The following is a 25878-nucleotide window of genomic DNA, read 5'->3' as shown; positions in this document are numbered from 1 at the left end:
ACAGACACGGCTGGAGCTGTTCCGCTGGCTGGCCTACTACAACCGGCGCCGCCGCCACTCCGCCCTCGGCTACCTCACGCCAGTCGAGTTCGAGCAACAGCTGATCTCATCACGTACGCTGTCACTCGTCGCATGAAACCCGGTGTCCACTCCCGAGGTTGAGCCTCAATCGGCGACGACCGCACCCGCTTCGCCAACGCCCGTGCCCTGCGCTCCTACGCAGGGTCAGCCCCGGTCACCCGCGAGTCCGGCAAGAGCCGGATCGTCATGCACCGCAGAGTGAAGAACCAACGGCTGGCCGCCGCCGGCTACGTATGGACGTTCGCCGCGCTTACCCACTCCACCGCTGCTCGCGCCCTCTACGACAAGCGACGAGGAGAAGGGGACCGCCACGCCTCCGCGCTGCGCAACCTCTTCAACCGCTACCTCGGCTGCCTATTCCACTGCCTGACCACCCGACAGACCTACGACGAAGCCAAGGCCTTCCCCCGACTCCCCTTGACGCCATAACCGGCTCGGGTGTCTTGCCACCGGACAAGCGGGTTCTCGCCTCTGCTGTACAGCACGCAAGTACAGCAACACCCCTACACAGCGGCTGATCAGTTCGTAGACCATCACGCGCTTGACCAGGGCAGCAGGCTCTCAGCCAGCGCCGCGGCCCGCCACCGGACAGGGTGGTGCTGTTGACGGCATCGCTGACGACAACGTCACCTTCCATCAGCACACGGCGGCACCCGTCCACCACTCTCTGACCTCGTGCCGGGCAAGACGATCAGGGCGATTGGTCCGCCTGAAAAGTGGAAGGTCATGCTGTCCTTGCTGCTGCTGGTGAGGCCGCATGCCAGCGCTCACGGACCGTGACAGGAACATGCTGGACGCCTGCCAGATCCCTCCAGCAGGGGCCATTAGATCGAGGTGATCCTGACCATCGTCCTTGCGGTCTGGCTTCACGTCCCGACCGGCGTAATGGGTAACCGGGCATTACTACGGACGGTATCTGCATATATAGGCGTGGAGATCATTTCGTGATATTTAGGGATCTTGTTGTGGGACGCGGCAAAGCTTACGGTCAGGATCGGTCCAATAGCACGCTCTGAGCCGTCCGGCGGGAGCGACGTCCGGCTGCCGCACGGCGGCCCCTCGTTGTGGTTCGGAGCGTGATGACGCATGCGTCGCATGGGTTCGCCGTGGCCTGCAGCCCGGAGACTATTGTCCGGTGTCGTGGTGGTAGCCGGTCTCCCGGGGCTGGTCGCGTTACCGGCGCTGCCGGCGGTGGCGGAGGTATCCGCGGTCGGGACGGCGTGGACGAGCACCGTCGCGCTTGGTGAGGCCTTGGCGCCGGTGCAGGCGAGGGGTTCGGCCGCCGGGGTGCCGTCGCTTGTGCCCGCCCGTGCGGCGACGGGCTCGTCGGTGACCGCTGAGCCCGGCGCGTGGGTGGCCGATCCGAAGGTGCCGAAGGACGCGGTGCCGATCGAGGACCGCACGCCTCCCGTGGCCGAGGCCGCCAAGTCGTACCTCGCCTCCGGGGTGGCGCGGGCGGAGGCGGCTGATGCGTTGATGGCCTCCCCGTCGCTGACCGACGTTTCGCCGCAGTCCGGCTATCTGGTCGACTCGGTGACGCCGACGTTGCGGGCCTGGGGGCACAGCAACAACGGGGGATACAACGTCTCGTACTCCTTCGAGATCTGCAACGTCGAGTCCATGACCGGTACGGGCTGCACCAGCTCCGGGTATGTGGCCGGCAACGCCAACCGGTGGACGGTCCCGGCGGGCAAGCTGGAGTGGGGCACCCAGTACTGGTGGAAGGTGACGGTCAAGGACTCCTATGACTCCACCACCACGACCTCGCCGCTGCTGACCTTCACCACCGGTGTGCGGCAGCCGACGGTGACCTCGCAGCTGGCCAGTTCCGGCGTCGAGGGCCGGGAGTTCGACCAGCAGTCAGGCAACTACGCCACTACCGCCACCGACCTGACGGTGGCGACGGCGGGCCCGCCCCTGGCGGTGGTGCGCACCTACAACAGCATGGACTGGCGCACCGGCGGCATCTTCGGCGCGGGCTGGTCGACCCGCTGGGACATGAAGCTGACGCGTGAGGTGCGCGGCGGCGTCGTCTCCGCGCTGGTGGTCTTCCCGGACGGGCGTGAGGTGCGGTTCCGGGCCAAGGGGGATGGCACCTTCCAGCCGCCGCCCGGCATGCACGCCACGCTGGCCGAGCAGGGCGGCGGCTGGCGGCTGATGGACAAGATGTCCACCACCTACCTGTTCGACGCGACGGGCCGGCTGACCAAGGTGACCGACCAGCGCGGCCGTAGCCAGGATCTCACCTACGGCGCCGACGGCAAGCTGGCCAAGGCCACCGGGATGGGCGGCAGGACGATCACCTTCGGCTGGACCGGAAACCATGTCACCAGCGTGTCCAGCGACCCGGTCGACGGCACCGCGCTGACCTGGACCTACACCTACGACGGCAACCGGCTCACCAGCGTATGCGCGCCCGTGGCGGCCCCCAACTGCACCACCTACACCTATGGCGGCGGTTCGCTGTACCGCAGCACCGTCCTCGACAGCGATCCGACAGGGTACTGGCGGCTGGGGGAGAAGTCCGGGACCACTGCTGCCAACCTCGGTTCGGTCAGCGGTTCGGGTACGTACGAGGGCGGTGTAACCCTGGGCCAGCCCGGCGCATTGACCGGGACAACCGACACCGCTGCAGCCTTCGGCGACAGGAAGAAACTGTCCCTGCCCGCCTCGTCGCTAGCCCGGGTGCAGGGTGCAGGCTCCTTCGAGACATGGTTCAAGACCAGCGCCAACGGCGTGATAGCCGCGTTCGGAGCCCCGGAAGATACGGCGTCGACCATGGTCTACGTAGGCATGGACGGCAAGCTAAGGGGTCAGCTACGGCGACTGGTTACGGGAGGCAGCAACGGGATTGCCCCGATCACATCCGCCGCCACGGTTAATGACAACCAATGGCACCATGTTGTGCTGACCGAGACGAATGATCTTCAAGTCATGTACCTGGACGGGCAGAAGGTCGGCGAGCTCTCAGGAGTGACAAGGTATACAGAGCCTGGCTACTACGAGTTTGCCGAAATTGGTTGGCGCTGGTCGATGGCGGGGGAATGGCCAGCGTCTCCCACCCAGGGACTGGTCGAGTGGCCATTTCAGGGGCAGATCGATGAAGTGGCGATCTACGGCAAGCCGCTGACCGCCGCCGAGATCGCCGGCCACTACGCCGCGCGTAACGCGGTGTCGCACAAGCTGGCCAGCGTGACGTTGCCGTCGGGGCGGGTGCGGGCGGCCAACACCTACGACACGGGCAGCGACCGGCTGGCCACGCACACCGACCACAACGGTGGTCTGTGGAAGATCGGTGACATCTCGACTGAGCAGCAGTCGGGCGAGGCGCTTGTGGTGGTGACCGACCCCAGTAACGAGAAGCTCGAGTACCTGTATGACGCCTGGCGCGGCTTCCGGCTCCGCGGGGAGACCGATCAGCTGAACTTCACCACCTGGTACGAGTATGACCAGGCCGGCTACCTGACCAAGATCATCGACCGGAACAACATCGCCAACGACGTCTTCCAAGACAAGCGCGGCAACAGGATCGCCCGCAAGTACTGCCGCGCCCCCGGGGAGTGCGCGGTCGAGTTCTGGTCCTACTACCTGAACGCAGGCGACCAGTTCGACCCGCGCAACGACCGGCTGCTGGCTCACCGGGACGGCCGCTCCGGTAGCGAGACCGACAACACCTACGCCACCACGTCGGAGTACAACAGCTTCGGCGAGCAGATCAAGCAGACCACCCCGGCCACCCCGGACTTTCCGCAGGGCCGGGCCGCGACCTTCACCTACACCGACGGCAGCGAGCCGGCGATCGGCGGCGGCACCATGCCGGCCGGTCTGGTCAAGACCAAGACCTTGCCGAACGCGGCCACCGGAAGCTACGCCTATACCAAGGCCGGTGACCTGGCCGAGCAGACCGACCCGGAAGGGCTGATCACCCGGTTCGAGCACGACGCGCTCGGCCGTATCGCCACCAGGACCGAGGTCTCCGACTCCCAACCGAACGGGGTGAAGACCACCTTCACCTACGACGGGCTCGGCCGGATCACCACCGAAACTGCTCCCGGGGTGAGGAACGAGATCTCCGGTGTCACCCACACCGCGCAGACAAGGTACACCTACGACGCCGACGGCCATCCACTCACCGTGACGCTGGCCGACCTGACCGGCGGTGATGCCGACCGGGTCGCCACCTCCATTTATGACGACTTCGGCCGCGTCGCCACCGTCACCGACCCCGAAGGCGGGGTCACCAAGTCGGACTACAACACGCGCGGCTGGCCGATCCGGCACACCGATCCGCGGGGCACGGTGGTCGAGCAGGGCTACAGCAAGCGCGGCGAACCCACCACCCGCACGCTGAAGGGGTGGACCGGCAGCCCGGTCAATCCGCAGCCCGCCGCTGACGTGGTGCTCGAGTCCCGCGGCTACGACCCGGGCGGCCGCCTGACCTCCACGGTGGACGCGATGGGCCGCAAGGGCACATACGTGTACTGGATGGACAACCGGCTCCGTCAGAAGATCGCTGACGACGCCAAATTGAACGGCTCGGCCACTCCGGCGGATGTGGTGCTGGAGTCGGCCGAGTACGACCCCGCCGGCAATCCGATCCAGCAGGTCAGTGGCGGCGGCCTGGCCACCACCGACCTCGTCTACGACGCGGCCAGCCGTCTGTCCTCGCAGACGTTCGATCCGGCCGCTCTGGCGCGCACGACGAGCTTCGTCTACGACGCGGTGGGTAACGTTACGAAGCGGACGCTAACCGCGGCGGGCACCAGCCGCAGCGAAGTGAAGGAGTACGTCTACAACAAGTCCGGGCAGATCACCCGGGAGACGATCGAGAACGGCAGCCAGGATCTGGTCTCCGAGGTCGCCTATGACGACCGAGGTCTGGTCACCACGATCATCGACCCGCGGGGCGGCGTCTCGGGCGCCAATCCGGCTGACTTCACCACCAACCTGCGCTACGACGCCTTCGGCCAGCTTGTCGAGGCAGTGGCCCCACAGACGCAGGTGGAGAAGGCTGGAAGCGTTACCGCCTCCCGCTCGACGAGAACGGTGGGCTACAACACCTCGGGCGACACCACCCACATCAAGGACCCTGAAGGCCGCACCACCACGGTCGCCTTCGACAAGGTCGGCCGTCCGGTCGCGACGACCGCCCCCTCCTACACACCGCCCGGCGGCACCCCGATCACCCGCGCCACCAGCAGCATCTACGACAAGGCCGGGCAGCTGCTCAGCACCACCAATGCGCGCGGTTTCGTCACCGGGTTCGAATACGACCAGCTGGGCCGGCAGGTCCGCACAACGGATCCGGCGCCGGAGGGGCAGACGCCGGGCCGATGGGTGACCGAATACGACATGCTCGGCCGACCGCTCGCTGTCGTCGACCCGACCGGCGCCCGGGCGGAAAGCACCTACGACGATCTCGGACGACAGATCACCGCTACGCAGATCGAGCGCAAGCCGTCCAGTGCCATCTACACCTCGCGGATGGAGTACAACACCGCTGGGCATCTGACCAAGAAGATCCTGCCCGGCAACAAGTCCATCAAGTACACGGTGAACGCGGCGGGCGAGGTCACCGTCGAGGAGGACCCGCTCACCCACAAGACCACGATGGCCTACGACCTGGCCGGCCGCATCGCCAAGGTCACCGACGCGCTGAGCAACGCCACCCAGACCGACTACGACCTGGCCGGCCGCATGACCAGCGTCAAAGATCTCAACGCCGCCGGCACAGTGCTGCGCACCACCGGCTACGGCTACGACGCCGCGAGCAACCCCACCACCATCACCACCCCGGAAGGCCGCACCACCCGGCAGACCTTCGACGCGCTCAACCGGGTCACCTCGCTGATCGAACCCGTCTCAGCCACCGAGACGATCACCACGAGCTTCGGCTACGACGCTGTGGGCGCCCGTACCCGGCTGACCGACGGCCGCGGCAACACCACCTGGACCAGCTACAACAGCCTCGGCTTCCCGGAGACACTGACCGAGCCGTCCACCACCGCACACCCCAACCTGGCCGACCGCACCTGGACGAGTGTCTACGACGCGATGGGCAACGAGACGGCGACCATCCAGCCCGGCGGGGTGCGGATTGACCGCGTCTTCGACCACCTCAACCGCCTCACCCAGGAGAGCGGCAGCGGCGCCGAAACCCTCACCTCGGATCGGACCTTCGGCTACGACCTCGCCGGCCGCCAGATCACGATCGGGGACCTCACGGTCGACTACAACGACCGCGACCTGCCGCTGACCATCAAGCGCGCGGCCGCGCAGCAGACCGGCTACAGCTACGATGCGCTCGGCAACCCCACCCAGCGCATCGACGCCGCCGGTACCTCCGCCTTCACCTGGGACAACGCCAACCGCGTCGCCACCACCACCGACCCGGTCACCGGCCGCACCCTGACCTACGGCTACGACAACGCCGACCGGCTCACCTCCATCACCCCCACCAGCGGCCAGGCAGGGACCCAGACCTACACCTACGACGACCTCGACCGCGTCAAGACGCACACGCTCAAGAACGGCGCAGGCACCCAGCTCGCCAAGATCACCTACGGGTGGGACAACGACGACAACCTCACCAGCAAGACCACCGCAGGTACCGCCGGCGCCGGCACCAACACCTACGGCTACGACCACGCCGGACGCCTGACCTCCTGGACCGCCCCCGGCGGCGCCACCACCACCTACGAGTGGGACGCCTCCGGCAACCGCACCAAGGCCGGCGACAAAACCTTCACCTACGACGAACGCAACCGTCTCACAACGGGCGACGGCACCGATTACACCTACACCGCCCGCGGCACCCTGGCCACCGAGACCAAGGGCGGCACCACCCGCAACCTGAAGTACAACGCCTTCGACCAACTCGTCAACGACGGCGAACTCGCCTACACCTACGACGCGCTCGGTCGACTGATCAGCCGTGCCAAGGCAGGAGCCACCCAGCACTACGCCTACTCCGGGCTGGCCAACGACATCGCCACGATCACCGACAACGCCGGCGCCGTCCAGGCCAAATACGGCCGCGACCTCGCCGGCGGCGTCGTGGGCGTCCAGGAGGGCGGCGGCGCCGTAGTCAGCGCACTGACCGACCTGCACGGCGATCTGGTGGCGACCTTCAACGCCACCGCGCTGGTCGACTCGACCGCCTACGATCCCTTCGGTCAGGTCACCGCACAGAGCGGCGCCAAGCGCAACCTCGGATACCAGGGCGAGTACACCGACCCGGACAGTGGCAAGGTCAACATGCACGCCCGCTGGTACCAGCCTGGCACCGGCGCCTTCGGCTCTCGTGACTCGTGGACACTCGACCCCAACCCGTCGATTCAGGCGAACCGCTATAACTACGCCAACGGCACGCCTCTCACCGCGACCGACCCGACCGGCCACAGCCCGCTCAATGACGGCTACGCCAACGGCGTCCCTGCAGGCCTGCCCATCTACGATCGCGAAACAGTTCTCGACGTGTTCGCGCAGTATGGCATTTCCTTCGGCGGCGACACCGGGACCATCGACTACAGCGGGGGTGGTGGCTGCACTTCAGGCGACATATGGGGGTACGGCGGCGGGTGCCTCAACTTCGACGCGGTCGTCATTCCCAGCAGCATTGACGAGGCCAAGCGGGAGGGCCTGACCCAGGATGGCTGGAGCGCCCCGCCAGGCTACTGGGACATGTCTGCGGCTGACCGCCGCTACTACCGCTCTCAAGCTGAGAAGGTGGGCCGCGAGCACGGTAAGGAAGCCGTCCGCCTGCTGTGGGAGGCCATGTCTCGAATGGCGGGTGGGGCCATGCCTCCGCCAGAAGACAGAAGGCCAGGTAAGAAGACATGCGCTGGCACCTACGGTGTGAAAGTCTGCAACGCTATCAAGAACGCTGCAGAAATCGCCGAGAAAACAAAGCGATTCTATAATGAATGTATTGGTCCGACGGCTGGTCTCGAGAGATGCCTGGAATGGGCATACATTATCGGTGTGGACCGTGATAAGTGGGATAAGCTCAACCGAGAGTGGATGGACCAGAAGAAAAAGGGAAATGAGGATAACTGGCTGCAATCCCTGCTTAATGGAGTGGGTGACTTCTTCTTTGGGGACGCAGTAGACTGCTATAACGGTGACGTCGTCGCGTGTGGGCTTTTCGCGCTGAACTTTGTGCCCGGAGCGGGGATAGCGGCAAAGGCGGGCATAAAAGGGATTAGCAAAATAGCTTCCAAACTCGGGACGGCCGGAAGCAAGGTCGCCAAGGCCTGCGGTAACAGCTTTATGCCTGGAACTTTGGTCTTGATGGCGGATGGGAGCCGCAAGCCCATCGAAGAGGTTCAGGTTGGTGACTACGTCACGGCCACCGATCCGACTACGGGCAAATCTGCAGCGAAGCAGGTCACCCACCTGATCGTCGGCGCAGGCGCAAAGGATCTAGTCGAGATCTCCTTGTTCACGTCGAACGAAGAGAGCGCCCAGGGCTCCTCAGTGACGGCGACGGCAGGACACCCCTTCTGGGTCCCATCACTGCGGGAGTGGATCGACGCAGGCGACCTTCGGCCGGGACAATGGCTCCAGACCTCTGCTGGAACCTGGGTCCAAGTCGACTCTGTTCGCCGATGGACGGCCTCCCAGCGTGTCTACAACCTCTCCGTCGCCGATATCCACACCTACCATGTAGCAGTTGGGGACGCTAATGTCCTTGTTCATAACACGACTCCATGCTTTAGGATGGCTTCGGCAATTGGTAATGACCCATTCCTGGTTCGAGCTGCAGGAGAGGCCGGTAGGAGTCATCAGAGAAGCCTGGATCTCTTGTTCGTGCAGCTTTCCCAGGGAAATCTTAACCCCGGAATAGGATCAAAGGCCCTAAAGGGAACTGACGTGATGTACGCACGTGCCCGTGATGGGGCGCGACTGTTCTTTCGCAATGTCAACGGCACGATCACAATCGTCGGGAAAGCCAACAAGGGGAATGAGGCGAAAGTGATTAAGAGGTTGGAGCAGCTCTATGGACAGTGACGCCTACTATGTATGGCGAGAGGGCGGTTTTGCTGTAGATATCCTACTAGATGGGGATATTGATTGTGAGGAAATGGAGGTTGGTGATTCCATTGTCACCATGCCGAATGGCGATCGGTATAGCGCGTTGCTGATGACGAGAGAAGAAGTCTCACGCGTTATGGATAGTCATGCGCTGTCTGGAGAGTCGCTCGGGGGGAGCTACTTCTGTACCCCTGATCTGATCATTATCAGATTTAGAGGGGTAACGGCGATGATTAACGTCATGCGGGATATTATCGAGTCTGGTGAGATCTCTTTGATTCTCCCTAAAATTTCCGATGGTGGCACTCTGGATATTCCCTCTATGTGATTGAGTCTTAAATTCCGTGCAATATCCGGTTTGGCGACAGTTAGCCGAATCCGCCATCGCCAAAGCGGCAAGATCAAGGCTCATGGGTTCAATTCTGGTAGATACGGTCTACAATTTCTCTGCCCTAATCGTCTTGAGAGCCGTCAATCCGACCGTGGACGGGGGCGAGCCAGGGGGAGCCCGTGTCAGCCGCGTGGTGCTGAGCGTTGGATCACTAGGATATGGTGCGCCCGCAATTCGCAGCGATTAGTCCCCCGCCGCTTACGAGGCCGCTTTCGCGGCCTGACCGCCACACCGACGGTGTCCGTCAAAGCGGAACAAGCTCACTCTGTGCAAGGCGAAGGACAGGAGCGGTCGGATCTTCGCCAGCCCGGTTATGTCGTCCCGCGAGAGATCAAGCTTCATGTGACTCGCGCCTTGGTCGGGACGCCAGCCGACTCGGAGAGCTCTGGTGATGGTGGTGGCGACGAGTGCAGGCCGTATCGTTGCTGCTTCTTCTCCGAGCCAGTTGTCGGGGCGATGGAAGGGGAGCGATACCACGAGCGCCCCGCCCGGTGCGTCGGCTTGTTGGACGGCGAAGGTGAGCGGGTCCAGCTGTTGCCCTGGCTGTAGGTGGGCTTGTGGCGGATCCGCCAGCGGTAAACGACTTGATCGACGGTGATGAGCCGCGATCCCTTTTTCGGTATGGCCACACGTACCCCCGATCATGGTCTGTTCCGTGGCTGTTCCGTGAGAGACCGCAAGACAGCCGAAGTGAATGGAAGACGCTGAAAAGCGTATGCGCTGCTCAGGCTCTTGATCGAGTGGTTTTCCCAGGTGGCCGGATCCGGCGTCGGAGATCACCCAAATCTACGAGGGCGAGGGACATAACCGACGGGTCGGCCTGGTTAGCAAGCGCTAGGGAGCTCACGGGCACGAGCTCGCGCGAAGGCCCTGAGGGCGCTGAGGTGCTGGTGGAAGGCGTGGTTTCTGTTCTGGTCCAGGTTGAGGGGGAGGTCCAGCTGGGCGATGAGTTCGGACTCGGCGGTCGAGGGTTCGGGGTGGGCCTGCAGCAGACCCGGGCGTTGTCGGCCATCCAGGCCGTGAGTGTCTTCTCGCTTGCCTGGCCGAAGGTCAGACGCTTTCCGACACACTGCGCCTCACCCTAGGCTGCCTGCTCGGCCTCGAACTGCGTCGTGTGGGAAGAGCCTTCGGCGTTGCCGCGGAAGTGGTAGCGGACCCGGGTGCGTAGGTTCTGCCTGCTGGAGCGCGTCGCCATTCGGCGCGGCGCGATGCCGACGTACAGCAAGCGGCCCGCGGGCAGTCGGGGGTCAGGAGACTGTTCGAAGTGCCAGCCGTACACACCGGGAGCGGCTGGAATGGGGCTTGGGCGGGTGAGCACCTCAGCCGCGGACCACACACAGCCTGTCCGGCTCGAGAAGGTCAACTGTGTTCATCACTACTCCCAGCGGATCCACAAGGATGAGAGGACGCTAGAGCATGACCCCGACAACATCGATACCAGCGCCTTCAACAGGAAACGCCTGGGCTGCTGTACAGCAACGCAGTACAGCAACATCGCCGTATGCGATCACACGGCACCGTCCGGCATTCACCGCTGCACCAGGGCGGGAGGCTGCTGACGAGGTGACTGCCCTTCCCTACGGATCAGCTCTTCAGCGCGAGGGTGACCCTTCGGCCTTTCATCCGCTGGTGAAGAAGTCCTCGTCCACCTTCTTGATGGTCACGGTCGCGGCTTCTTGGACTCCGCAGTCGTAGGCGACCATGAGTTCTCCGAGACGGCGGTCGTCGATCAGGATGATCCGGGAGGGGACCTTCTCGGCGAAGTCGATCGCGCCCGGTGAAAAGCGGGTGGTGGCGATGAAGATGCCTCGGGAGGCTTGGGCGCCCTGGAGTGCTCCGGCGAATGCCTGGACGTCGGGTCGATGTACCGTCCGGTCGCCGGCGTAGCGCTTGGCTTGCACGTAGACCACGTCTAAGCCGAGGGGGTCTTGGCGAATGAGCCCGTCCATGCCCTCGTCGCCGGGTCCTCCGAGGTGGCGTACCGCGCCTTCTGGGCCGCCGTAGCCCATCCGGGTCAGCAGCTTGAGGACGCAGTGTTCCAGGAACTGCGGGGGCGCTTGGCGGAGTCGTTCGACCAGCTCGTCGGCGAGCGCCGTGTGAGCTTCCGCGACAAGCTGCGGGATCAACTCCAGCGGGGGAGCATCCGCCGTCGACAGGTCCGGCTCGTCCGCTGACTTGTCGGGTTTGCGTCGCCGTGCCCGAAACTCCAGGTACTCCGCGAACTGGCTCAGTACCTTCATGTCCACCCGGTCCGAGTGCTCCGCCAAGACTTCTTGACCTCGCGCGGTTATCCGAGTGGCACCCCTGCGAGGCCGCTCCAGCAATCCGGCCTGCGCCATGTGGGTGATGGACCATGCGATCCGGTTGTTGAAGAGCTTTTGCCCGCCTGAGGGCAACATCTCCGCCCGCTCGTCCGCGCTCAGCTCGAAGTGATCAGCTATCGACGCGACCACCGCCGCAGACTCATGATCGCCACTATCGGCATGCAGCTCCAGAACGGGCCGCATCAGAGTCTGAAAGTCCGGGATCGGCACGGCACTCCTCTTGTCACCACTGGGTTGAACAGGGGCAGCCTGATCAGCGGACAGGCTGGGAGCCTCGCCGGACAGGCAAACCGTCACCTATCTTCAAGCCTCTGATGGGAGGGTGGACACAGGTTGTCGGAATCGTCACCCTGCGATCCGAAGAGGAGCAAGCAGGCGCTCCACACCGTGAGAACTGCCGGCAACAGTGATGGCAACTTCGGCGATTCAGTCCTTTACATCTGGCACTGTCAAGCACCGCTTAGCCCCAGGTCAAGGCGGGCGAGTTGGGCGATTGCTACACCTGAAAAGCGGAAGGTCAGGGAGATCCTCTCCTTGGTCAGGTCGCCCCCACGACGAGCGAGCCAGGGTGAGCGTGATCACAATAGGGTCGGGGCTTCGGAGGATTCGTCGGCGGGAGCTTTGCGAGTGCTGGTGGGAACCGGGAAGATACTCGCCCCTTCGAGGTCAGCCACGGTGACGAGGGAGCTGTTGCAGATCTTCTCCAGTAGGTCGGCCTGGTCGGGTTCCAGCTCCACGCACAGCGTGAGTATGTGGAGGAGCTGCAACAGTTCTGTGGTGAATTCGGCGGGCCATTCCTCGGTGTGGATGTTGTCGAGGGGCGAGGACTTCCGGCCCGCCGGGTTCTTCTTGCGGTAGCCGAACCACTTCTTTATGACCTTCATCCCGGATACTTCATACGCCCACACTTCGGGGCGGACGGGTGCGATGCGGCCCGCGCCGACGTGCAGGGTTGCCGTCTCGGCGTTGTAGGAGATGTCATCGGGCATCTCCTCGGCCGGTCCGGGGACCGCTACCTGTGACTTGGCGCGGTGGTGAGGATCCGGCTTCGGCGGCCCCGCTGGACGGCCCTCGGCTGAATCAGCGAAGCGTTCTCCATAGGTGTGCAGCCAGATGACCCGTTTCCCGAGTTGTACGGCTCGCGCCCACAGCTCGGGGTCAGCCGTGAGCGGCACACGTACACCGGGGGATCGAAGGTCCTCGGCGAAGCGAGTCGTGTAGCCGCCATGCGCGGTCACCGCCGCGACGTAGGCCAGTACATCAGGCGCCGTGACAGACAGCCCGAGACGCTGAGAGAGCAGGCGCGCCAGGCCCGGAGCGAGGTTGGGGGACCCGGCAGCGCGATCACGGTAGAGCGGAAGTACTCGCCCGCCGCGGCCGTTGGTATGGTGCATGTCCGGCACGTAGGCGGTGAAGATCAGACCGGGGCCAGTCTCGATTGGATGTGCGTGCTGTTCTGTCGCGAATACCTGGGTGTCGCTCGCCACCTGCCACAACTCAGGCCGGGGCCGTTCCTGAACACGACTGTCCGGGATGACCCATTGTCGATCGAAGGAGCGGTAACCGACGCGGACCGGGACAGGGCAGGGACCGGACTCATCCTTGATTGTCCCCTTGTGAACAGCAAAACCCATGATCGGCTGTATCGCGCTGTCGACCTTACGGGCGTCGCTCTCCTTGAACAGAACGGCCTTGTCGTCGGCAGGCGCCTTGATCAGGCGCTCCCAGCGGTCTCGCAGGATGTTGGGGTTCGGGTCGTACACCCAGGTCCGGTTGGGCTTAACGCCGGGAGCCTGCCAGGGCATGAGGTCCCCGAGCGCCGGGTAGCTGAGCCAGTCCTCTCCTCCGGCGGGCTGAAGCCGGTCTTGCCAGTCGGCCGCGCACTTGGCCCATCCAGGGCCGTCGACAGCCAGTTCTGCCAGGCGCGCGAACTTCTTGGAGCGATGCCCGGCCAGGCTGAGGTGATGGATCAGTGCGGGTGTTTCCCGGTTGCCCGTGCCGTACCGGACGAAGACGCCGATGCAGAGCGGCTGCTGAACGCCGGGGAAGACACGAGTCGACACGTCGGGTTGATGTCCCTCCGGTGAGAGATCGATGATCCATCCCTCGTCGGCCGTCCGGCGGAGGTATTCGCGCATCCCCGCAAAACCGGGGCCGGTGGTGTAGCCCGAGGTCGTGATGAACGCCACGATGCCAGCGGGCTGATCGGGGTGGGCATCGAAGACCTTCCACGTCGCCCACCGCCAGAAGTACACATACAGGTTGGACAGCACGTACTCATACCTGCCGAGCCCGGCAGCCTTAAAGTCGAGCAGCGGCGTGCCGTGCCCGGAGTTTCCGGCGCCCTGCTCGATCCAGCCGCCCAGCCCCTTGGCGCGCTCCCTGTACGGCGGATTGCCGATAACGACCTGGACCGGTGTCTCCCGCTTGACCCGGTTGGCCTCGCGGCGAGACCGCACGATCGGCTCGTACATCGAGCCCAGGTCAAGCTGCGTGTCGTCGAAAGGGCTGTCCAGGGTGTCGGCGACGTAGAGCTTCTGATCCTTCTCGGCGATCTCGGCGCCATGCTCGGACTTGAGCGCCTGATTCAACCGAAGTTCGGCAACCGCGTACGGTCCGGCCTGCCGCTCCATCCCGACCAGACGTCCGAAGAGCTTCTTCAACTGGGCGGGAACGGCGCCCTTGCCCTCCTCTTCCTCCACCGTCCGGGCCACGCTGTTGACGATGTTGAGCAGATAGGTTCCCGTGCCCATCGCCGGGTCCACGACCACGACGTCGTCTGCTGCGAAGCCGCCGTCCCGCCCGAACCTGGTCCGCAGGATGTCATCGACGAAGCGGACCATGAACGAGACGACCTCGTTCGGCGTGTAGTACGACCCGCTTTCCCTGCGAAGGTCGGAGTCGTATGCCTCCAGGAAGTGCTCATACAGGTGGAGATAGGAGTCCGCCGAGCCGTCGCTGATCCGGTCCCAGTCCACCGCTCCGATGACCCGCTTGAGCGTCTCGGCGACGACGCTGCGGCCCTCTACCGCGTCATGGGTCAGTACGGCCAGGGCTTTACCCATCAGCGAATGATTCTTGCCGAGTGCCGCGGCGATCTGGCCCAGACTGCGACCCTCAAAGGCGATGCCATCCACCCGCGCCAACAACATGGCGAACGTCACCGTCTGCGCGTAGGCGTCGGCGAACTCCTCATGGGTCAGACCGGGGAACAGGAGTTTGCGCCAGTCCGTGGTCAGTTCGGTGAAGACCCTCTGCTTCTCTTCGCCCCGGAGCTCACGGCCGATGGTTTCGATGACCTCGGTGCGCAGCAGTTTGCACAGCCCGGCGACAGCGCGCACGAGCTGGCGAATGTTGCGGGGCGGGTTCGGCTTCCACAGCAGGAAGTTGGAAATGACGCGGGCGAACTCCCCGTCGAGGGGAGCAAGCTTGCTCCCCGCCGTACGGACGTCACCGTTCAACCGGACAACTTGCCCGACCAACTCACCATCGCGATACAGCGCCCACAGAGCGCCATCGGTGTAGAGCACGTTCGGCAGGAGCCGCAGCTTCTCCCATTGCGTCTTCTCATGCTTGTTCGGGGTCCAGGTCGTCGGCACGCCACGGCCCGGCGCCTTGAGCTCGACGTAGCCCACCCGAGCACCGGCCACATCAACGGCATAATCCGGGCGCACGCCGAGCGTTGCGAGCGACATCTCGCCGATCATCGCCACGTCAACGCCGAGGGCAGCGGCCATCTCCTCGAGCAACCGCTCTAATGGCGCGCGAAGCTGATCCTCGGGCTGTCCACCACCGTTCAATTTGACGGTGGCGGATTTGCCGAAGCGGGCCACCGCTTCAACGGCTTTGTCCAGCAGCGGCTTAGGGGGGTTAGTCGCGGCCATGTGCACCCGTTCGATGTGAAGTTGTTGCACCGGACTGGTCACTTGTGTATCGCTTGATCCGGCCTGCCAGTTTCACACGTTCCAAGCCGCATTTACAGGGGTTCGCGGATATTAGTAGATCTTCGTAACGTGCGATCTTGGCGACGAGCAGTTGGCCCAGTAGCCGGGCCACGTGCCACCGCTCATGTTTCGGCCCCAGCCGCACAGATCTATTCGGTAATATGTTCGGCCATCGGACGGATCTTCGGGGCTCCGTCGCGGAACAGGGTGGATCTATGGACAGCCTTAGCCACAACATCACTCCGTACACTCATCCCGAGCGATGGACGGAGGATGAAAAGGCCCTCTTCGAGGAAGGTAGATGCTGCTGGGTGATTGAGAGTGGGCTTGGGCGAACCGAGCATTGTGGTGAGCCCAGCAAGCATGGAGCATCCTTCGGTTACTGCCCAGAGCACACTGATCGTTTTCTTGAGGACTATCACCCCAACGGCACCCCTCGCTATTAGCTGCCGCTCAGCAGGTCGGCCAAGTTGACCACGAAGGTCAGCGGACTCCAGCCGCTTCACTGGCAGCTGCCGTGCCGATCGCCACGTCGGTGCCGAGTTCACGGGCTGGGGCGATCGCTGCCGCGACCCTCCTTCGTCGGGTCTTGCCACCGGGCACGGTGGCGCGGCTGACGGCAACGTCGGCCACCAAGGCCATACAGCAGGCCCCACGCGTCACCCTCCGACGATTTCCCCTGGGGATGCCTTGAGCGGAAGGCGTCATGTGACCATGGCCGAGTAGCCATGCCAGGACCACCGCCTTCTCTGCGGATACACCGATGAAAGCGAGGCCATCAGTGCTTCACACCTGGGTCCAAAGCGCAGGAGGGCCGCTGATCGCCATCCCCGAGTCTGAACTGAACAACTGGGCGGGTGTGGACGACAACGACGGTCCCGTGGAGACTTGGGGTGACTATGGCCGCGCCTGTGCCGTTGAGGGCTACATCGGTCTCGTTGCCGTTGGTGCGCAACAGGCTCTCGTCCTCAGCGACGAACCGGCCATGACGACCTACCTGGTGACCGAACGCCTTTTCGTGCGCTGGGCCGGCGCACACTCCGAAGCCGAGCTGGTCGCGGCGGCCAGGCGAGCTCTGGCAGAGCAGCCGGACTGGGACGATGACGAAGACCTGATCTGGGAGGCGCAGGAGGCGGTCGTGCTCTTCGACTCCGCGATTCCCGGCGCTGAGCTGGAACCTGACGACCGACTCATCATCGATTTCGAACCTGGCCGATACAGGGTCCGGGCCATCTACACGAAGGACGAGGACAACCGGATGGTCCTCGTCCACCTCCAGCCGGCGACCTGAGCCCTGGGCGCCCTTCGCTCCGGTGTCCCTCCATGGGGACGAGGCGGTCAGGTGTCGTATGAGCCGTCCCAGGGTTCGTAGAAGCCGAGGTGGTCCGGGTAGAGCTCGGTGTGTTCGTCACCGTCGAAGGTCTCGATGACGAGGCCGAACAGCACGCCGTCGACCTCGTGGCGGAAGGGCCGGATGGCGATGTCGCCGTAGCGGAGGCCGGGGAGCGCGTTGAGCCACTGCTTCAGCCGCTCCTGCGCCGCGTCGATGGCGGCCCGAAAGTTGTCGTCGGTCCCGGTGCGCTCGATGCGGGAGTTGAGGTGGTGGCCGGCGGTATCGAAGGTGTGCAGGACGGCGTACCAGCGTTTGTGCGTCCGCCAGTCGTCAGTGTGCGTGTAGCCCGCCGGGAAGGCGGCGACGACGGAGCCGAGGAAGTGTCCGCCCTCCCAGTGGCCGATGGTGTCGGTGCGGTAGTCGGGTTCATAACTGATGGGGATGATCTCGGGGACTGCCATGCGCGGGAGAGTAGCGATCAGGTACGACAACGCCCCGGCGCTGTGCGTGATTTTGCTAACGGAAGTGCTAACACCGTCCCTGGACGCGAGTAGACATCCGTAGAAGGCGATCAAGTGTGAGGCGTCTGTGAGCAGGTCTTTCTGGCATCCGTGGACGCCAGTGGACGATCTCGAACTGGCTACGGATCAGAAGGTTAGGGGTTCGAGTCCTCTCAGCCGCGCAGGGCTTGACCGGGGAGTTCCTTGATCGCAAGGCTCCCTGAGTCGTTTCTAGGGCGCCCTCTACGAGGCTCTGCCCGAGATGCAGCGCGTCCTTGGCTTGATCGATGAGACGAACTGAGGCTGCTACCGACGCTCGCGAAGCACGGCCTCGATGCGCAGCCCGAATCCGATCAGAGCGACAACTAGGAAGATCAGTACCCCGGCGAGGGATGTACTGGTACTGGCTGCAACCCCGGCAAGCGCGATGCCAGCGCCTATGCCCACATTGCCGAGCGTGCGCAGGCGAGCAGCAGAGGTTTCGCGTTGCTGTTGGCTGTCTGGGTGAACCGTCGGCCGCTGTCTCACGTCGGCGATCTTCTCACGCTGGCACCAAGATCCGAAATAGGCGATCACGCCTCCACCCGTCCGATCGCGGCCACCGGGCTCACGCGGTGGGCACCATCGGCGACCGCTCATCTCTGGTCGAGGCTGGGCCGCGGTCCGCCTGCTGCACCTGCAAAGCGGAGGTCGCCTGCCATCGGAGTCGGTCATCTCCGCATGAAAGGGACCTCGTAGGTAGGTGGCTGACCGTTCATCAGGTCAGTGAGGTCATCATCGGTGAGGCTGAGGTCGACGGCGTTGCCTGCCTGACATGGATTCCAGCCGCGCTCCAGGGCCCTACGTATGGTCGCTGTCACGAGTGCCGGCCGTATGGACATCGTCCGCTCGCCGAACCACGCGTCCGGCCGAGAGCAGGGAAGCGATACCAAGAGAACGCGGGCCGGTCCATCGGCCAGCTCCACCGCAAAGGTCAGCGGTCCCCAGCTGTTTCCCTCGCAGTACGTGGGCTTGTGGCGGACTCGCCAGCGGTAGGCGACGCCGTCGACGGTGATGATGCGTGAGCCCTTCTTGGGGATCGCCATGAAGGGGTCTCCTGCTCTGTTGTTCCCTGTGCCGTGGGAGTGCCGAAACCAGCGACAAGCGAGACGAAGCGTCCGTCAGCGTACTCCCGATCAGACACACCATCGAGCGGGTTTTCGCAGGAGGCGTTGAAAGCATCAAGATCATGTCATGCCCACGAGAGAGGACGGTCGCGGGGCGGATCAGCTGATCAGCAGGTGACGGGAAGTGCGCGAGCTCGAGCCCGCGCGGAGGCGCGGAGAGTGCTCATCTGAACAGGGCAGGATGCCGCTGACGAGGTTTCTGCCCTTCCCTACGGATAAGAAGGCGCAGGTGATGCTCATCTCGAAGCCGGGCGCGCAGGTCCGAACCCTGCAAGGGGCACCATCGATCGGTCGGCGGCATAATGCCAATGATTCCTGCGGCCCCGTGATCGCATTTGTGATCATGGGGCCGCAGGCTTGAGCGAGAGGGAGACGGCTGGTCGATCGTTGGTCATACTTCTCAGCGCGGCTACGGCGAAGCATTGTCCCCGAGTGCGCCGTCGAGCATCGTGTGCCAGACCTGGTCTTGTCCGTCGATGCACTTGGCGTAGATCTTCAGCAGGACTTCGACGCTGTGGCCTGCCCACTGGGCAACTTGGGTGGCAGGGACTCCGGCGTTGAGGCGGAGGGAGACGCCTGCGTGGCGGAGGTCGTAGGGACGCTTGGCGAGCTGGGTGGCGACCTGTGCGGGCGTGAGCGCCAGGGCACGAGCGGTCTTCCAGGTGCGGATGTAGCCGGACTTGTGGAGCACGCTGCCACGCTCCGTTCGGAAGAGACGACCGTCTGGGGCTACGCCGTACCGCTGGATATGGCTTCGCAGGACGTCCACGAGCTGCGGCGGGATGGGGACTGACCGCTTGGCCTTGCGGGGCCGGCCTTTGAGCCCTCGGTGTTCGTGCACTTGGCCGCTGTCCGTCCACTGGGTGCCAACTGCGGGCGCTGAGCCGCTGAGCATGAGCCGTCCCCAACCCTTCTCGGGCAACGTGCAGTCGTGCTGCCGCAAGGCTGCGACCTCGCTGGGCCGCATCATGGCGTAGTACATGCAGGCGAAGAACGCCACGAGCCGGTCTCCTCGCCGCCATCCGGCGTAGCTGACAGCGGTGAGCAGCTCGCGCACCTGTTCTGGTGATGCCACCGCGGCAGGGTCGATCTCTTCGCAGACCTCGGCCTCGGGCGCCTTCCAATCGAGGTCCTCGCTGAGTGGGTTCTTGGCGAGACGCTTCTTGGAGACGGCGTAGCGAAGCACGTTGAACAGCACGCGTCGACGGCGGCTGTAGTACCCAGGTGCGGCAGCGGTGCCGTCGCGCTTGCGTGCGCATGCTTCGAGGGCGGCGGTGATGCGGTCGTACTCCGCGAGATCGCTGACAGGGATCGATGCCTTGGAGATCCAATCGAGGGCCTGGGCGATCTCGTCGGGCTTGTCAGCGGCGCGCTGCTGCTTGTTGAATGCCCACCTGTACAAGGCGGTCCGCAACACGTCGGCGTCCGGCGCACCCCGCTGATCGCGTACCAAGACGGGAGTGACGGCCACCAGGGTTTCAGCGATGGAGATGCGCTGTCTCCCCGAGACCTTGGCCCAGCGAGCGTCGACGTAGTCGACGGCGTGGGCGTACCAGTTCGTTGTGTTCTGAGCGCGGAGCATGGAGTCCGGTAGGCCAGTCTCAGTGTCGAAGGCCTCGCCGTTCTGGGCGGCCTTCTTCACCTTCGCGCGGAAGCTGTCGGCGAGCTCCCACGTGGCGAAGTGTTCAGTGAACACCTTCTCTTCCACGACCCATCGGGCCATGTGGGGGCGGTTGCCGGCCTTCTTGGTCGAGACCTTCCAGATGCGAACGCGGTAGCTCTTCATGGGTCAGCTCGCCTTTCTCTCGGCCAGGGAGTCGATCCACATCTCGAAGTCCCGGCGCTTGATGCGGAGCTCGCCGTTGGGCAGGCGGTGGCACTGCGGGGTCCTGCCGAGTGCTCGCCAGCGCTGCCAGGTGCGCCGTTTGATGTCCAGCTCTTCGAGGAGTTCGGGGACGCTCATCCAGGTACCGGTGCGGCTGCTGGCGTGGCGGATGTTGATGGCGGTCGGCTTCACTTCGTCGTCCCTTCGAAGGCGTGACCGGACAGGCAGGGGTGGACGGCGTAGGAGGGGGAGGGGCGGCGGCCTGGTCCGCTGCGGGGCGGTTCGGGCTCGCGCCTGATCCAGCCGAGTTGTTCGAGCAGGTCTAGCGGGGCCTCCAACTCGGTGACCTTGCGGAAGCGGCTGCGGGAGAGCGCGGTGAAGGCTTCGCGGACGGTGAAGCGGGCCGTACGGGTGCGCTCAAGCCAGGCGTGAACGATGCGGGCGCCGTCAACGTCGGCGTCGGTGCCCATGGCGTCGAAGGTGGCCAGGACGTGAGCGGTGAAGTACTCGCCGAGGGCGATGGCGGCGTTGACGGTGTCGGCGCTTATCGGGCGTCGCCAGCCGTCGTCGACGTGTGCGGCAAGGTGGATCAGGCCGGCCAGGCGCATCACCGCGCCGTCGAACTTGCCTGCCCAGTCGGTGATGTGTCCGAGGTCGCCCGAGTCGGGGCGTAGGCGGGTCTCGGTCCTGCGGCGGTGCTCGGTGAAGGTCTCGCCGGCCTCGGCGGACAGCACCAGGCGGGCGGGATCGTCCCAGTCGTGCATGCCGATGGTGAGCTGCTGGAGGTTAGCGTCGTAGCGGGCGGCGACGGGTTCGGGCACGGGCGGCGGGTCGATGCGCCGGTATCCGACGTTGCTCTTGGGCAGGCTGTAGAGGATGCGGCCGAGCAGGCCTTTGCCTCGGAAGCCCGGCATGCCTGCGATGTCGGCGATGATCTCGGGTTGTACGGCCAGGCCCATGGTCAGGGCGGCGCTGTCCACCCGTTCCGTGCGGCCTCGCCGATCGACGATCAGGGCGTCTCCGGCGTGCCCCTTGAGGAACAGATCCAGGTTCGGCGTGCCCGAGTAGCGTCCGGCGAGCGTGGCGAAGATGCCGCCCTCGGCGCTGAGTATGGCCAGCCGTCCCCCTTGTTCGGTGAGCAGGCTGGCGGCTGTTTCCGGGGTGATGTCGTCGGCCACGAGCCGGGGCAGGACGGGCACCTTGATGCCCTCCACGGCCAGGGCGGCGCTCTGCGCCTCGGCGATGGCCTCGGGTGCGGCTTCACCTCGCGCGCTGCCTGCCGTACGGGCTGCCTTCTCCGCCATATCGACGGCGAGGCGGCGCGCAACTTCGGCCTCGGTGATCTGCGGGCCGATCCGGTCCAGCAGCGCCTTCTCCGCGCGGTGGAGCGGCGCGGTCATGGCGCGGAAGACGGCAGACTTGCGCGAGCCTGGCGGCATCGCGACCAGGACGAAGAGGTTGACCGGTTCGGTCCATGAGCCTCGGACGTTAACCACTGCGCGGCCCCCGGCGGCGGTGGACAGGGCGGCCAGACCGACACAGCCCGCCAGGTCGAGCGGTGTCTGTGTCTCCTCCGCCACGGCGGACATGTGATCGGCCACCCACGCGGGAAGCGCATGCACGGGAAAGGGCGGCAGTTCGCGACGCTGGCCGAAGGGCGCCGGCTTCTCCCAGGGTTGCGCGGCCTGGTGCAGCTCGGCGAGCTGCTCAGCCGCACCAAGCTTGGTGAGAAGGGCGTCGGCGGCAGCGTGTGGATCGGTGATGGTGCTCAAGCCGCCCTCCGTGGCTGGCGGCTCCCGGAGTCGAGTCCCGAACGGATCGTGGAGAACGCTTCTCGGGCCGAGAGCCCGATGGCCTCGGCGGCGCTTTGAAGGCAGACTTCGGCCAGATGGCGCGGCAACAGGTCTGCGGCGGCGAGCTGGCCGAGGGCGAAGGCTGCGGCGTTGAGCGTGTTGTTGCGGGTGCCAGGAGCGGCGGCCAGGACGCGCTCCACCTCGGCACGCATGGCGGTCAACGCGTAGCCGAGAGCGTGACCCAACGCCGGCCTGGGGGCGGGCTGCACGGGGTCGAGTGCGAGACGTTCGGCCAGCCACGAAGGAAGCGGCGCCGGCGCAGCTGTGTGGATGGCCTCATACCTCCCAGAGCCCACGCGGCTTCCAGGGCCGACGACGTAGCCGCCGCGCGCCCGGGTGTCGATCTTCCAACCCAGCTTGCCGGCCGAGTTGCCAAGCTCCACATCTGGCGGGGTGGAGAAGTAGAGATGCGTGCCGCCGCGCCCCGTGCGGACCGAGAAGGTCTCCAACAGCAGAGGCTCTGCTGCCTGCTCGCAGAGCACGGCGAGAACGTCAGAGCCGTCATGAACGCCGGGCAGAGCCCATTCCGGCGGCGGTGGATCATCCCCGGCCTGAGGGACGTCCAGGTCGATCACCGTGAGGCGGGACGGGCCGCATGCGATGCCGATGTTGTACGGCGCGCGTGCCCACATCTGGCGGATGCGTGCTGCGTCGGTGGTGGCCTGCCGTTCCCAGTCGGTGAAGCCGCGCAAGGGGCGCTTCTGGCCGGGTGTGAGGGGGAAGACGTGCCATCCGCGAGCGGCGGCGGCCAGGGCGTAGCGGGTGAGGTCGTGCATGTGGATCTCCAAGTTCAGTGGTTGCCGTCGCGGTGGAGGCGGCGGGCGTAGACGTAGAGCTGCCAGCCGAGGCGAGGCCGCATCCCGGTGCCGTGGCAGGCGCGGCAGGTGCGGTTCTTGCCGCCGGGGGCGCAGCGGCGGCAGAGGCCCCACGGGGACGCGACACAGAAGCCGAGATAACCGAGAGTGATGAGTGGCAGGCACAGCACTAGCAGGACGATGGCGGTAGCCATGAAGGCCTCCAGGGCCGATTTCGGGGTTTTGTGCAGGTCAGGGTCTAGGTACTAGATCGCTGATAGGTAGGCGTTTTCGGCTCTAGGGGAGCCTCTAGACCTAGAGGGGCCGGCCTCTAGGTCTAGAGGCGATCCCGGGCTCTACGAAGCCGCTCCACGGTCACGTTGGGTGATGGCGTTCGCGATGTCGTCGCGGACGATGCCGATACGGTTCGCGCCCTTGCCGCCACCCTCGGGAGTGCCCCATACCTGGCTGGTCTTGATGCCGTACGGCTTGAGCGCTGTCGTGAGCTGAGCCGTCTTCGCTCCGCCCTCCAGGGCCGCCCATGGCCCGTAGACCTCGCTGCGGAGATCAGCCAGGCGGTCCACGACGATCTCGTTCCAGACCTTGGCCTCGGAGGGCGGGACCACAGCGAGGATGTCGGCCAGCAGGACATAGGTCGGGGTGAGCTGCTCAGGCCTCTCACCCAGGCCGTGCCCGGACAGCGTCCCCAACTCGGCGCGCAGCGCGTGAGCCCGATCGGCGATGCGCTGGGTAGCGGGCGTGTCGAGATAGGCCGACCGGACCACCTTCGGCATCGGAGTCGCCCCCACGAGATAGCCGATACCGGCGTCGGTCTCAGGGACGAACACGGTGGCACGGACGCCGTTCTTGTAGGCGGACGTCCCGAGGATCATGTCGTTCTCGATCTGACCGGCCACCCGCAGACAGAATCGGATCGACACGTTCGCCGAGATGCCGGTGGGCAGGCTGTCCTTATCCGGACGCTGGGTGGCCAGGATCAGCACCACGCCGAGGGCGCGTCCGAGCTTGATGATGAACTCGGCGTCGTCGCCGGCCTTTCCGCCGTACACGGGGTGCGCGAACAGGTTCTGACACTCGTCGATGAAGCAGATCAGCGGGTGGAGCCCAAGGGGCCGCTTGTCGGCGATCTGGCGGGTGACGCGCTTGTCCGGGCATAGGTCGGGCGGCAGCGCCTTGAGGGCGCCCGAGCGGCGCATGACTTCCTTGCGCAGCAGGGTCAGGGAGTCGGCGGCGTAGGCGATGGCTTCGTCCTCGATCCCCGAGACGTAGCGGTGGCAGTTCTGCTCGTGAGGGTCAAGGTCGCCCGTGCCCTTGAGTTCGTGAATCCAGCCCTCCACGCTCGGGTCGAGCAACGCCCCCGAGGCCAGCACTCGTACCGCGGCGGTCTTGCCCTGGCCGGGCAGCGAGCCGATCAGGATGTTGTGCTGGATGATCGGCACCACGATGGGACGTCCACGCGGGTCGCTGCCGAAGGGGATGCCCTTGAACACGTCGTGGCTGCTCGCCTTGGTCAGCGGGGAGCGCACGGAGGTCTTGGACAGGTCCTTGTCACCCACCCAAAGGATCAGCCGTCCCTCGTGAATGGAGCTGTCGCCCTCGGGCCAGATGCACCCGAGCGGGCGGCGCAGCGCCGAGGCCAGGCGGTCGCGCTTGTCCATCACGTCGGCCACGGTCACGCCGTACGGCAGATCGATGTCCGCCCGCCACCCAGGGCCGTCGCGGGTGATCGGGGCGACGAACCGGATGGCGTCCTTCGGGTTCTTGGCGATGGCCTGGTTGATGCCGGCGATGCTGAGAGCGGTCAGCGCACGGACGACGATGTCACTGGTCAGCCGCTCCACGTTGGCAGGCACCACGGCGCGGTTGATGAGCGGGCGATCAGCGGGCTTGCCGATGACCCCGAGAGCGGCCAGGGCTACGGCGAGAGCCGTCCACTGAACGTGGGTCGGCTGGTCGGCCATGACGATCGCCGCGATCAGCAGCGTCACGAGGGCGGCACCAGCGATCCAGACACGCAGGCGGACGCGAGAGTCACGCTGCCTGCTCAGCTTGAGGTAGTTCTCCGGGTCCGTTTTCTGCACGGCGGCCAGCCGTACCGGCTCGCCCTCCAGGTCGAACGTCCACCGGACCATGCCACCCACCAGGCGGACGAGGCCCCGGGGACAGCGGACGGCCAGCCGTCCGCCGTACAGCGGCGCGCGGGCAAGCTGGTAGCCGCCGACGTGAAGGTAGTGGAGACCCACCCACCTGAGCGTCTCGATCGCTTCGTCCGCCGACCGCAGCCACAGCGGGACGATCGGCTGCCGGGCGCGGGCCTTGGCCTCCAGGTCCGTCCGCCAGTCGGTCCGGTCGGTTCCGGGCTGGTCCACGCGGACGATCTCGCCTTCGAGAACCGGTCCGTCCGCAGGAGCGGCGGCGGTCCGGTCCGCATCTTCGGGACGGTCGGCGGTCGGTCCGTACGGGTGGCGCCCAGCGCGGGCGGCGTCCAGGTGGACGATGTCCGCGTCTTTGCCGTCCGAACTGTCGTTGGGGTCGGAAGGGTCGTGCGTCATGATGAGGTCACCTCGTGGTCTTCGCGGTTGCGGGGTGGCGGGGCGCGGTCTGGTCTTG

Annotated in this window: 18 protein-coding genes; 5 read left to right on the top strand and 13 right to left on the bottom strand. The window is 65.4% G+C overall.

The window, feature by feature from the left end; all coding sequences use genetic code 11:
- The 4 genes from AB0B45_RS46680 to AB0B45_RS46665 all read left to right on the top strand — a co-directional run.
- Window positions 1-136 (top strand): integrase core domain-containing protein (locus AB0B45_RS46680; RefSeq protein ID WP_358144677.1); only part of this gene is annotated, 136 nt, incomplete at its 5' end.
- A gap of 32 nt (window positions 137-168) precedes the next feature.
- Complete coding sequence (locus tag AB0B45_RS46675; RefSeq protein WP_358144675.1) at window positions 169-510, top strand: transposase; 342 nt, start codon at window positions 169-171, stop codon at window positions 508-510.
- Between the two features lie 711 nt (window positions 511-1221).
- Window positions 1222-9093: a LamG-like jellyroll fold domain-containing protein gene (locus tag AB0B45_RS46670; protein WP_358144673.1), complete on the top strand. Its 7872-nt coding sequence runs from the start codon at window positions 1222-1224 to the stop codon at window positions 9091-9093.
- Window positions 9083-9445 carry a hypothetical protein gene (locus AB0B45_RS46665; RefSeq protein ID WP_358144671.1) on the top strand — a complete coding sequence of 121 codons (363 nt, stop codon included), beginning with the start codon at window positions 9083-9085 and terminating at the stop codon, window positions 9443-9445. The genes AB0B45_RS46670 and AB0B45_RS46665 overlap by 11 nt, the downstream gene beginning before the upstream one ends.
- A gap of 887 nt (window positions 9446-10332) precedes the next feature.
- On the opposite strand, the gene AB0B45_RS46660 is transcribed toward AB0B45_RS46665, so the two are convergent.
- The 4 genes from AB0B45_RS46660 to AB0B45_RS46645 form a co-directional block, all read right to left on the bottom strand.
- Window positions 10333-10578: a GIY-YIG nuclease family protein gene (locus tag AB0B45_RS46660; protein WP_358144669.1), complete on the bottom strand. Its 246-nt coding sequence runs from the start codon at window positions 10576-10578 to the stop codon at window positions 10333-10335.
- Between the two features lie 11 nt (window positions 10579-10589).
- The gene (locus AB0B45_RS46655; RefSeq protein WP_358144668.1) at window positions 10590-10826 is read right to left on the bottom strand and encodes a GIY-YIG nuclease family protein; all 237 of its coding nucleotides are present in this window, start codon (window positions 10824-10826) and stop codon (window positions 10590-10592) included.
- Between the two features lie 301 nt (window positions 10827-11127).
- The gene (locus tag AB0B45_RS46650) at window positions 11128-12042 is read right to left on the bottom strand and encodes a restriction endonuclease (protein WP_358144667.1); all 915 of its coding nucleotides are present in this window, start codon (window positions 12040-12042) and stop codon (window positions 11128-11130) included.
- A 368-nt stretch (window positions 12043-12410) separates the two neighbouring features.
- Window positions 12411-15758, bottom strand: coding sequence for a type ISP restriction/modification enzyme (locus AB0B45_RS46645; protein WP_358144666.1), 3348 nt, complete (start codon window positions 15756-15758; stop codon window positions 12411-12413).
- Between the two features lie 799 nt (window positions 15759-16557).
- Here AB0B45_RS46645 and AB0B45_RS46640 point away from each other — a divergent pair.
- Window positions 16558-17067, top strand: coding sequence for an Imm21 family immunity protein (locus AB0B45_RS46640; RefSeq protein WP_358144665.1), 510 nt, complete (start codon window positions 16558-16560; stop codon window positions 17065-17067).
- 47 nt (window positions 17068-17114) lie between these two features.
- On the opposite strand, the gene AB0B45_RS46635 is transcribed toward AB0B45_RS46640, so the two are convergent.
- The 9 genes from AB0B45_RS46635 to AB0B45_RS46595 form a co-directional block, all read right to left on the bottom strand.
- Window positions 17115-17570 (bottom strand): hypothetical protein, encoded by a 456-nt coding sequence (locus AB0B45_RS46635; protein WP_358144664.1) that lies wholly within the window; start codon window positions 17568-17570, stop codon window positions 17115-17117.
- A gap of 345 nt (window positions 17571-17915) precedes the next feature.
- A complete protein-coding gene (locus tag AB0B45_RS46630; RefSeq protein ID WP_358144663.1) occupies window positions 17916-18185 on the bottom strand; it encodes a hypothetical protein in 270 nt (89 codons plus the stop codon).
- Window positions 18186-18319: 134 nt separating this feature from the next.
- Window positions 18320-18694 carry a hypothetical protein gene (locus AB0B45_RS46625; RefSeq protein ID WP_358144662.1) on the bottom strand — a complete coding sequence of 125 codons (375 nt, stop codon included), beginning with the start codon at window positions 18692-18694 and terminating at the stop codon, window positions 18320-18322.
- Window positions 18695-19184: 490 nt separating this feature from the next.
- On the bottom strand, window positions 19185-20561 hold the full coding sequence (locus AB0B45_RS46620; protein ID WP_358144661.1) for a tyrosine-type recombinase/integrase: 1377 nt from the start codon (window positions 20559-20561) through the stop codon (window positions 19185-19187).
- 3 nt (window positions 20562-20564) lie between these two features.
- Window positions 20565-20792, bottom strand: a complete 228-nt coding sequence (locus AB0B45_RS46615) for a helix-turn-helix domain-containing protein (protein ID WP_358144660.1) — start codon at window positions 20790-20792, stop codon at window positions 20565-20567.
- Window positions 20789-22372: a YfjI family protein gene (locus AB0B45_RS46610; RefSeq protein ID WP_358144658.1), complete on the bottom strand. Its 1584-nt coding sequence runs from the start codon at window positions 22370-22372 to the stop codon at window positions 20789-20791. Before AB0B45_RS46610 ends, AB0B45_RS46615 begins: the two co-directional genes overlap by 4 nt.
- Window positions 22369-23229 (bottom strand): bifunctional DNA primase/polymerase, encoded by an 861-nt coding sequence (locus AB0B45_RS46605; protein WP_358144657.1) that lies wholly within the window; start codon window positions 23227-23229, stop codon window positions 22369-22371. The genes AB0B45_RS46610 and AB0B45_RS46605 overlap by 4 nt, the downstream gene beginning before the upstream one ends.
- Window positions 23230-23243: 14 nt before the next feature.
- Window positions 23244-23462, bottom strand: coding sequence for a hypothetical protein (locus AB0B45_RS46600; protein ID WP_358144656.1), 219 nt, complete (start codon window positions 23460-23462; stop codon window positions 23244-23246).
- A gap of 141 nt (window positions 23463-23603) precedes the next feature.
- A complete protein-coding gene (locus AB0B45_RS46595; protein WP_358144655.1) occupies window positions 23604-25820 on the bottom strand; it encodes a cell division protein FtsK in 2217 nt (738 codons plus the stop codon).
- Window positions 25821-25878 lie beyond the last annotated feature (58 nt).

This window comes from Nonomuraea sp. NPDC049152 (assembly GCF_040648355.1).
In the GTDB taxonomy this organism is placed as follows: Bacteria; Actinomycetota; Actinomycetes; order Streptosporangiales; family Streptosporangiaceae; genus Nonomuraea.
Note: the sequence above shows the minus strand (reverse complement) of the source record. Positions and strands in the feature narration are given on the sequence as shown.

Excerpts from the sequence above, each read along its gene's own strand:
- AB0B45_RS46595 (WP_358144655.1), bottom strand. The coding sequence starts at position 25,820 with ATGACGCACGACCCTTCCGACCCCAACGACAGTTCGGACGGCAAAGAC.
- AB0B45_RS46605 (WP_358144657.1), bottom strand. The coding sequence starts at position 23,229 with ATGCACGACCTCACCCGCTACGCCCTGGCCGCCGCCGCTCGCGGATGG.
- AB0B45_RS46620 (WP_358144661.1), bottom strand. The coding sequence starts at position 20,561 with ATGAAGAGCTACCGCGTTCGCATCTGGAAGGTCTCGACCAAGAAGGCC.
- AB0B45_RS46635 (WP_358144664.1), bottom strand. The coding sequence starts at position 17,570 with ATGGCAGTCCCCGAGATCATCCCCATCAGTTATGAACCCGACTACCGC.
- AB0B45_RS46625 (WP_358144662.1), bottom strand. The coding sequence starts at position 18,694 with ATGGCGATCCCCAAGAAGGGCTCACGCATCATCACCGTCGACGGCGTC.
- AB0B45_RS46600 (WP_358144656.1), bottom strand. The coding sequence starts at position 23,462 with ATGGCTACCGCCATCGTCCTGCTAGTGCTGTGCCTGCCACTCATCACT.
- AB0B45_RS46665 (WP_358144671.1), top strand. The coding sequence starts at position 9,083 with ATGGACAGTGACGCCTACTATGTATGGCGAGAGGGCGGTTTTGCTGTA.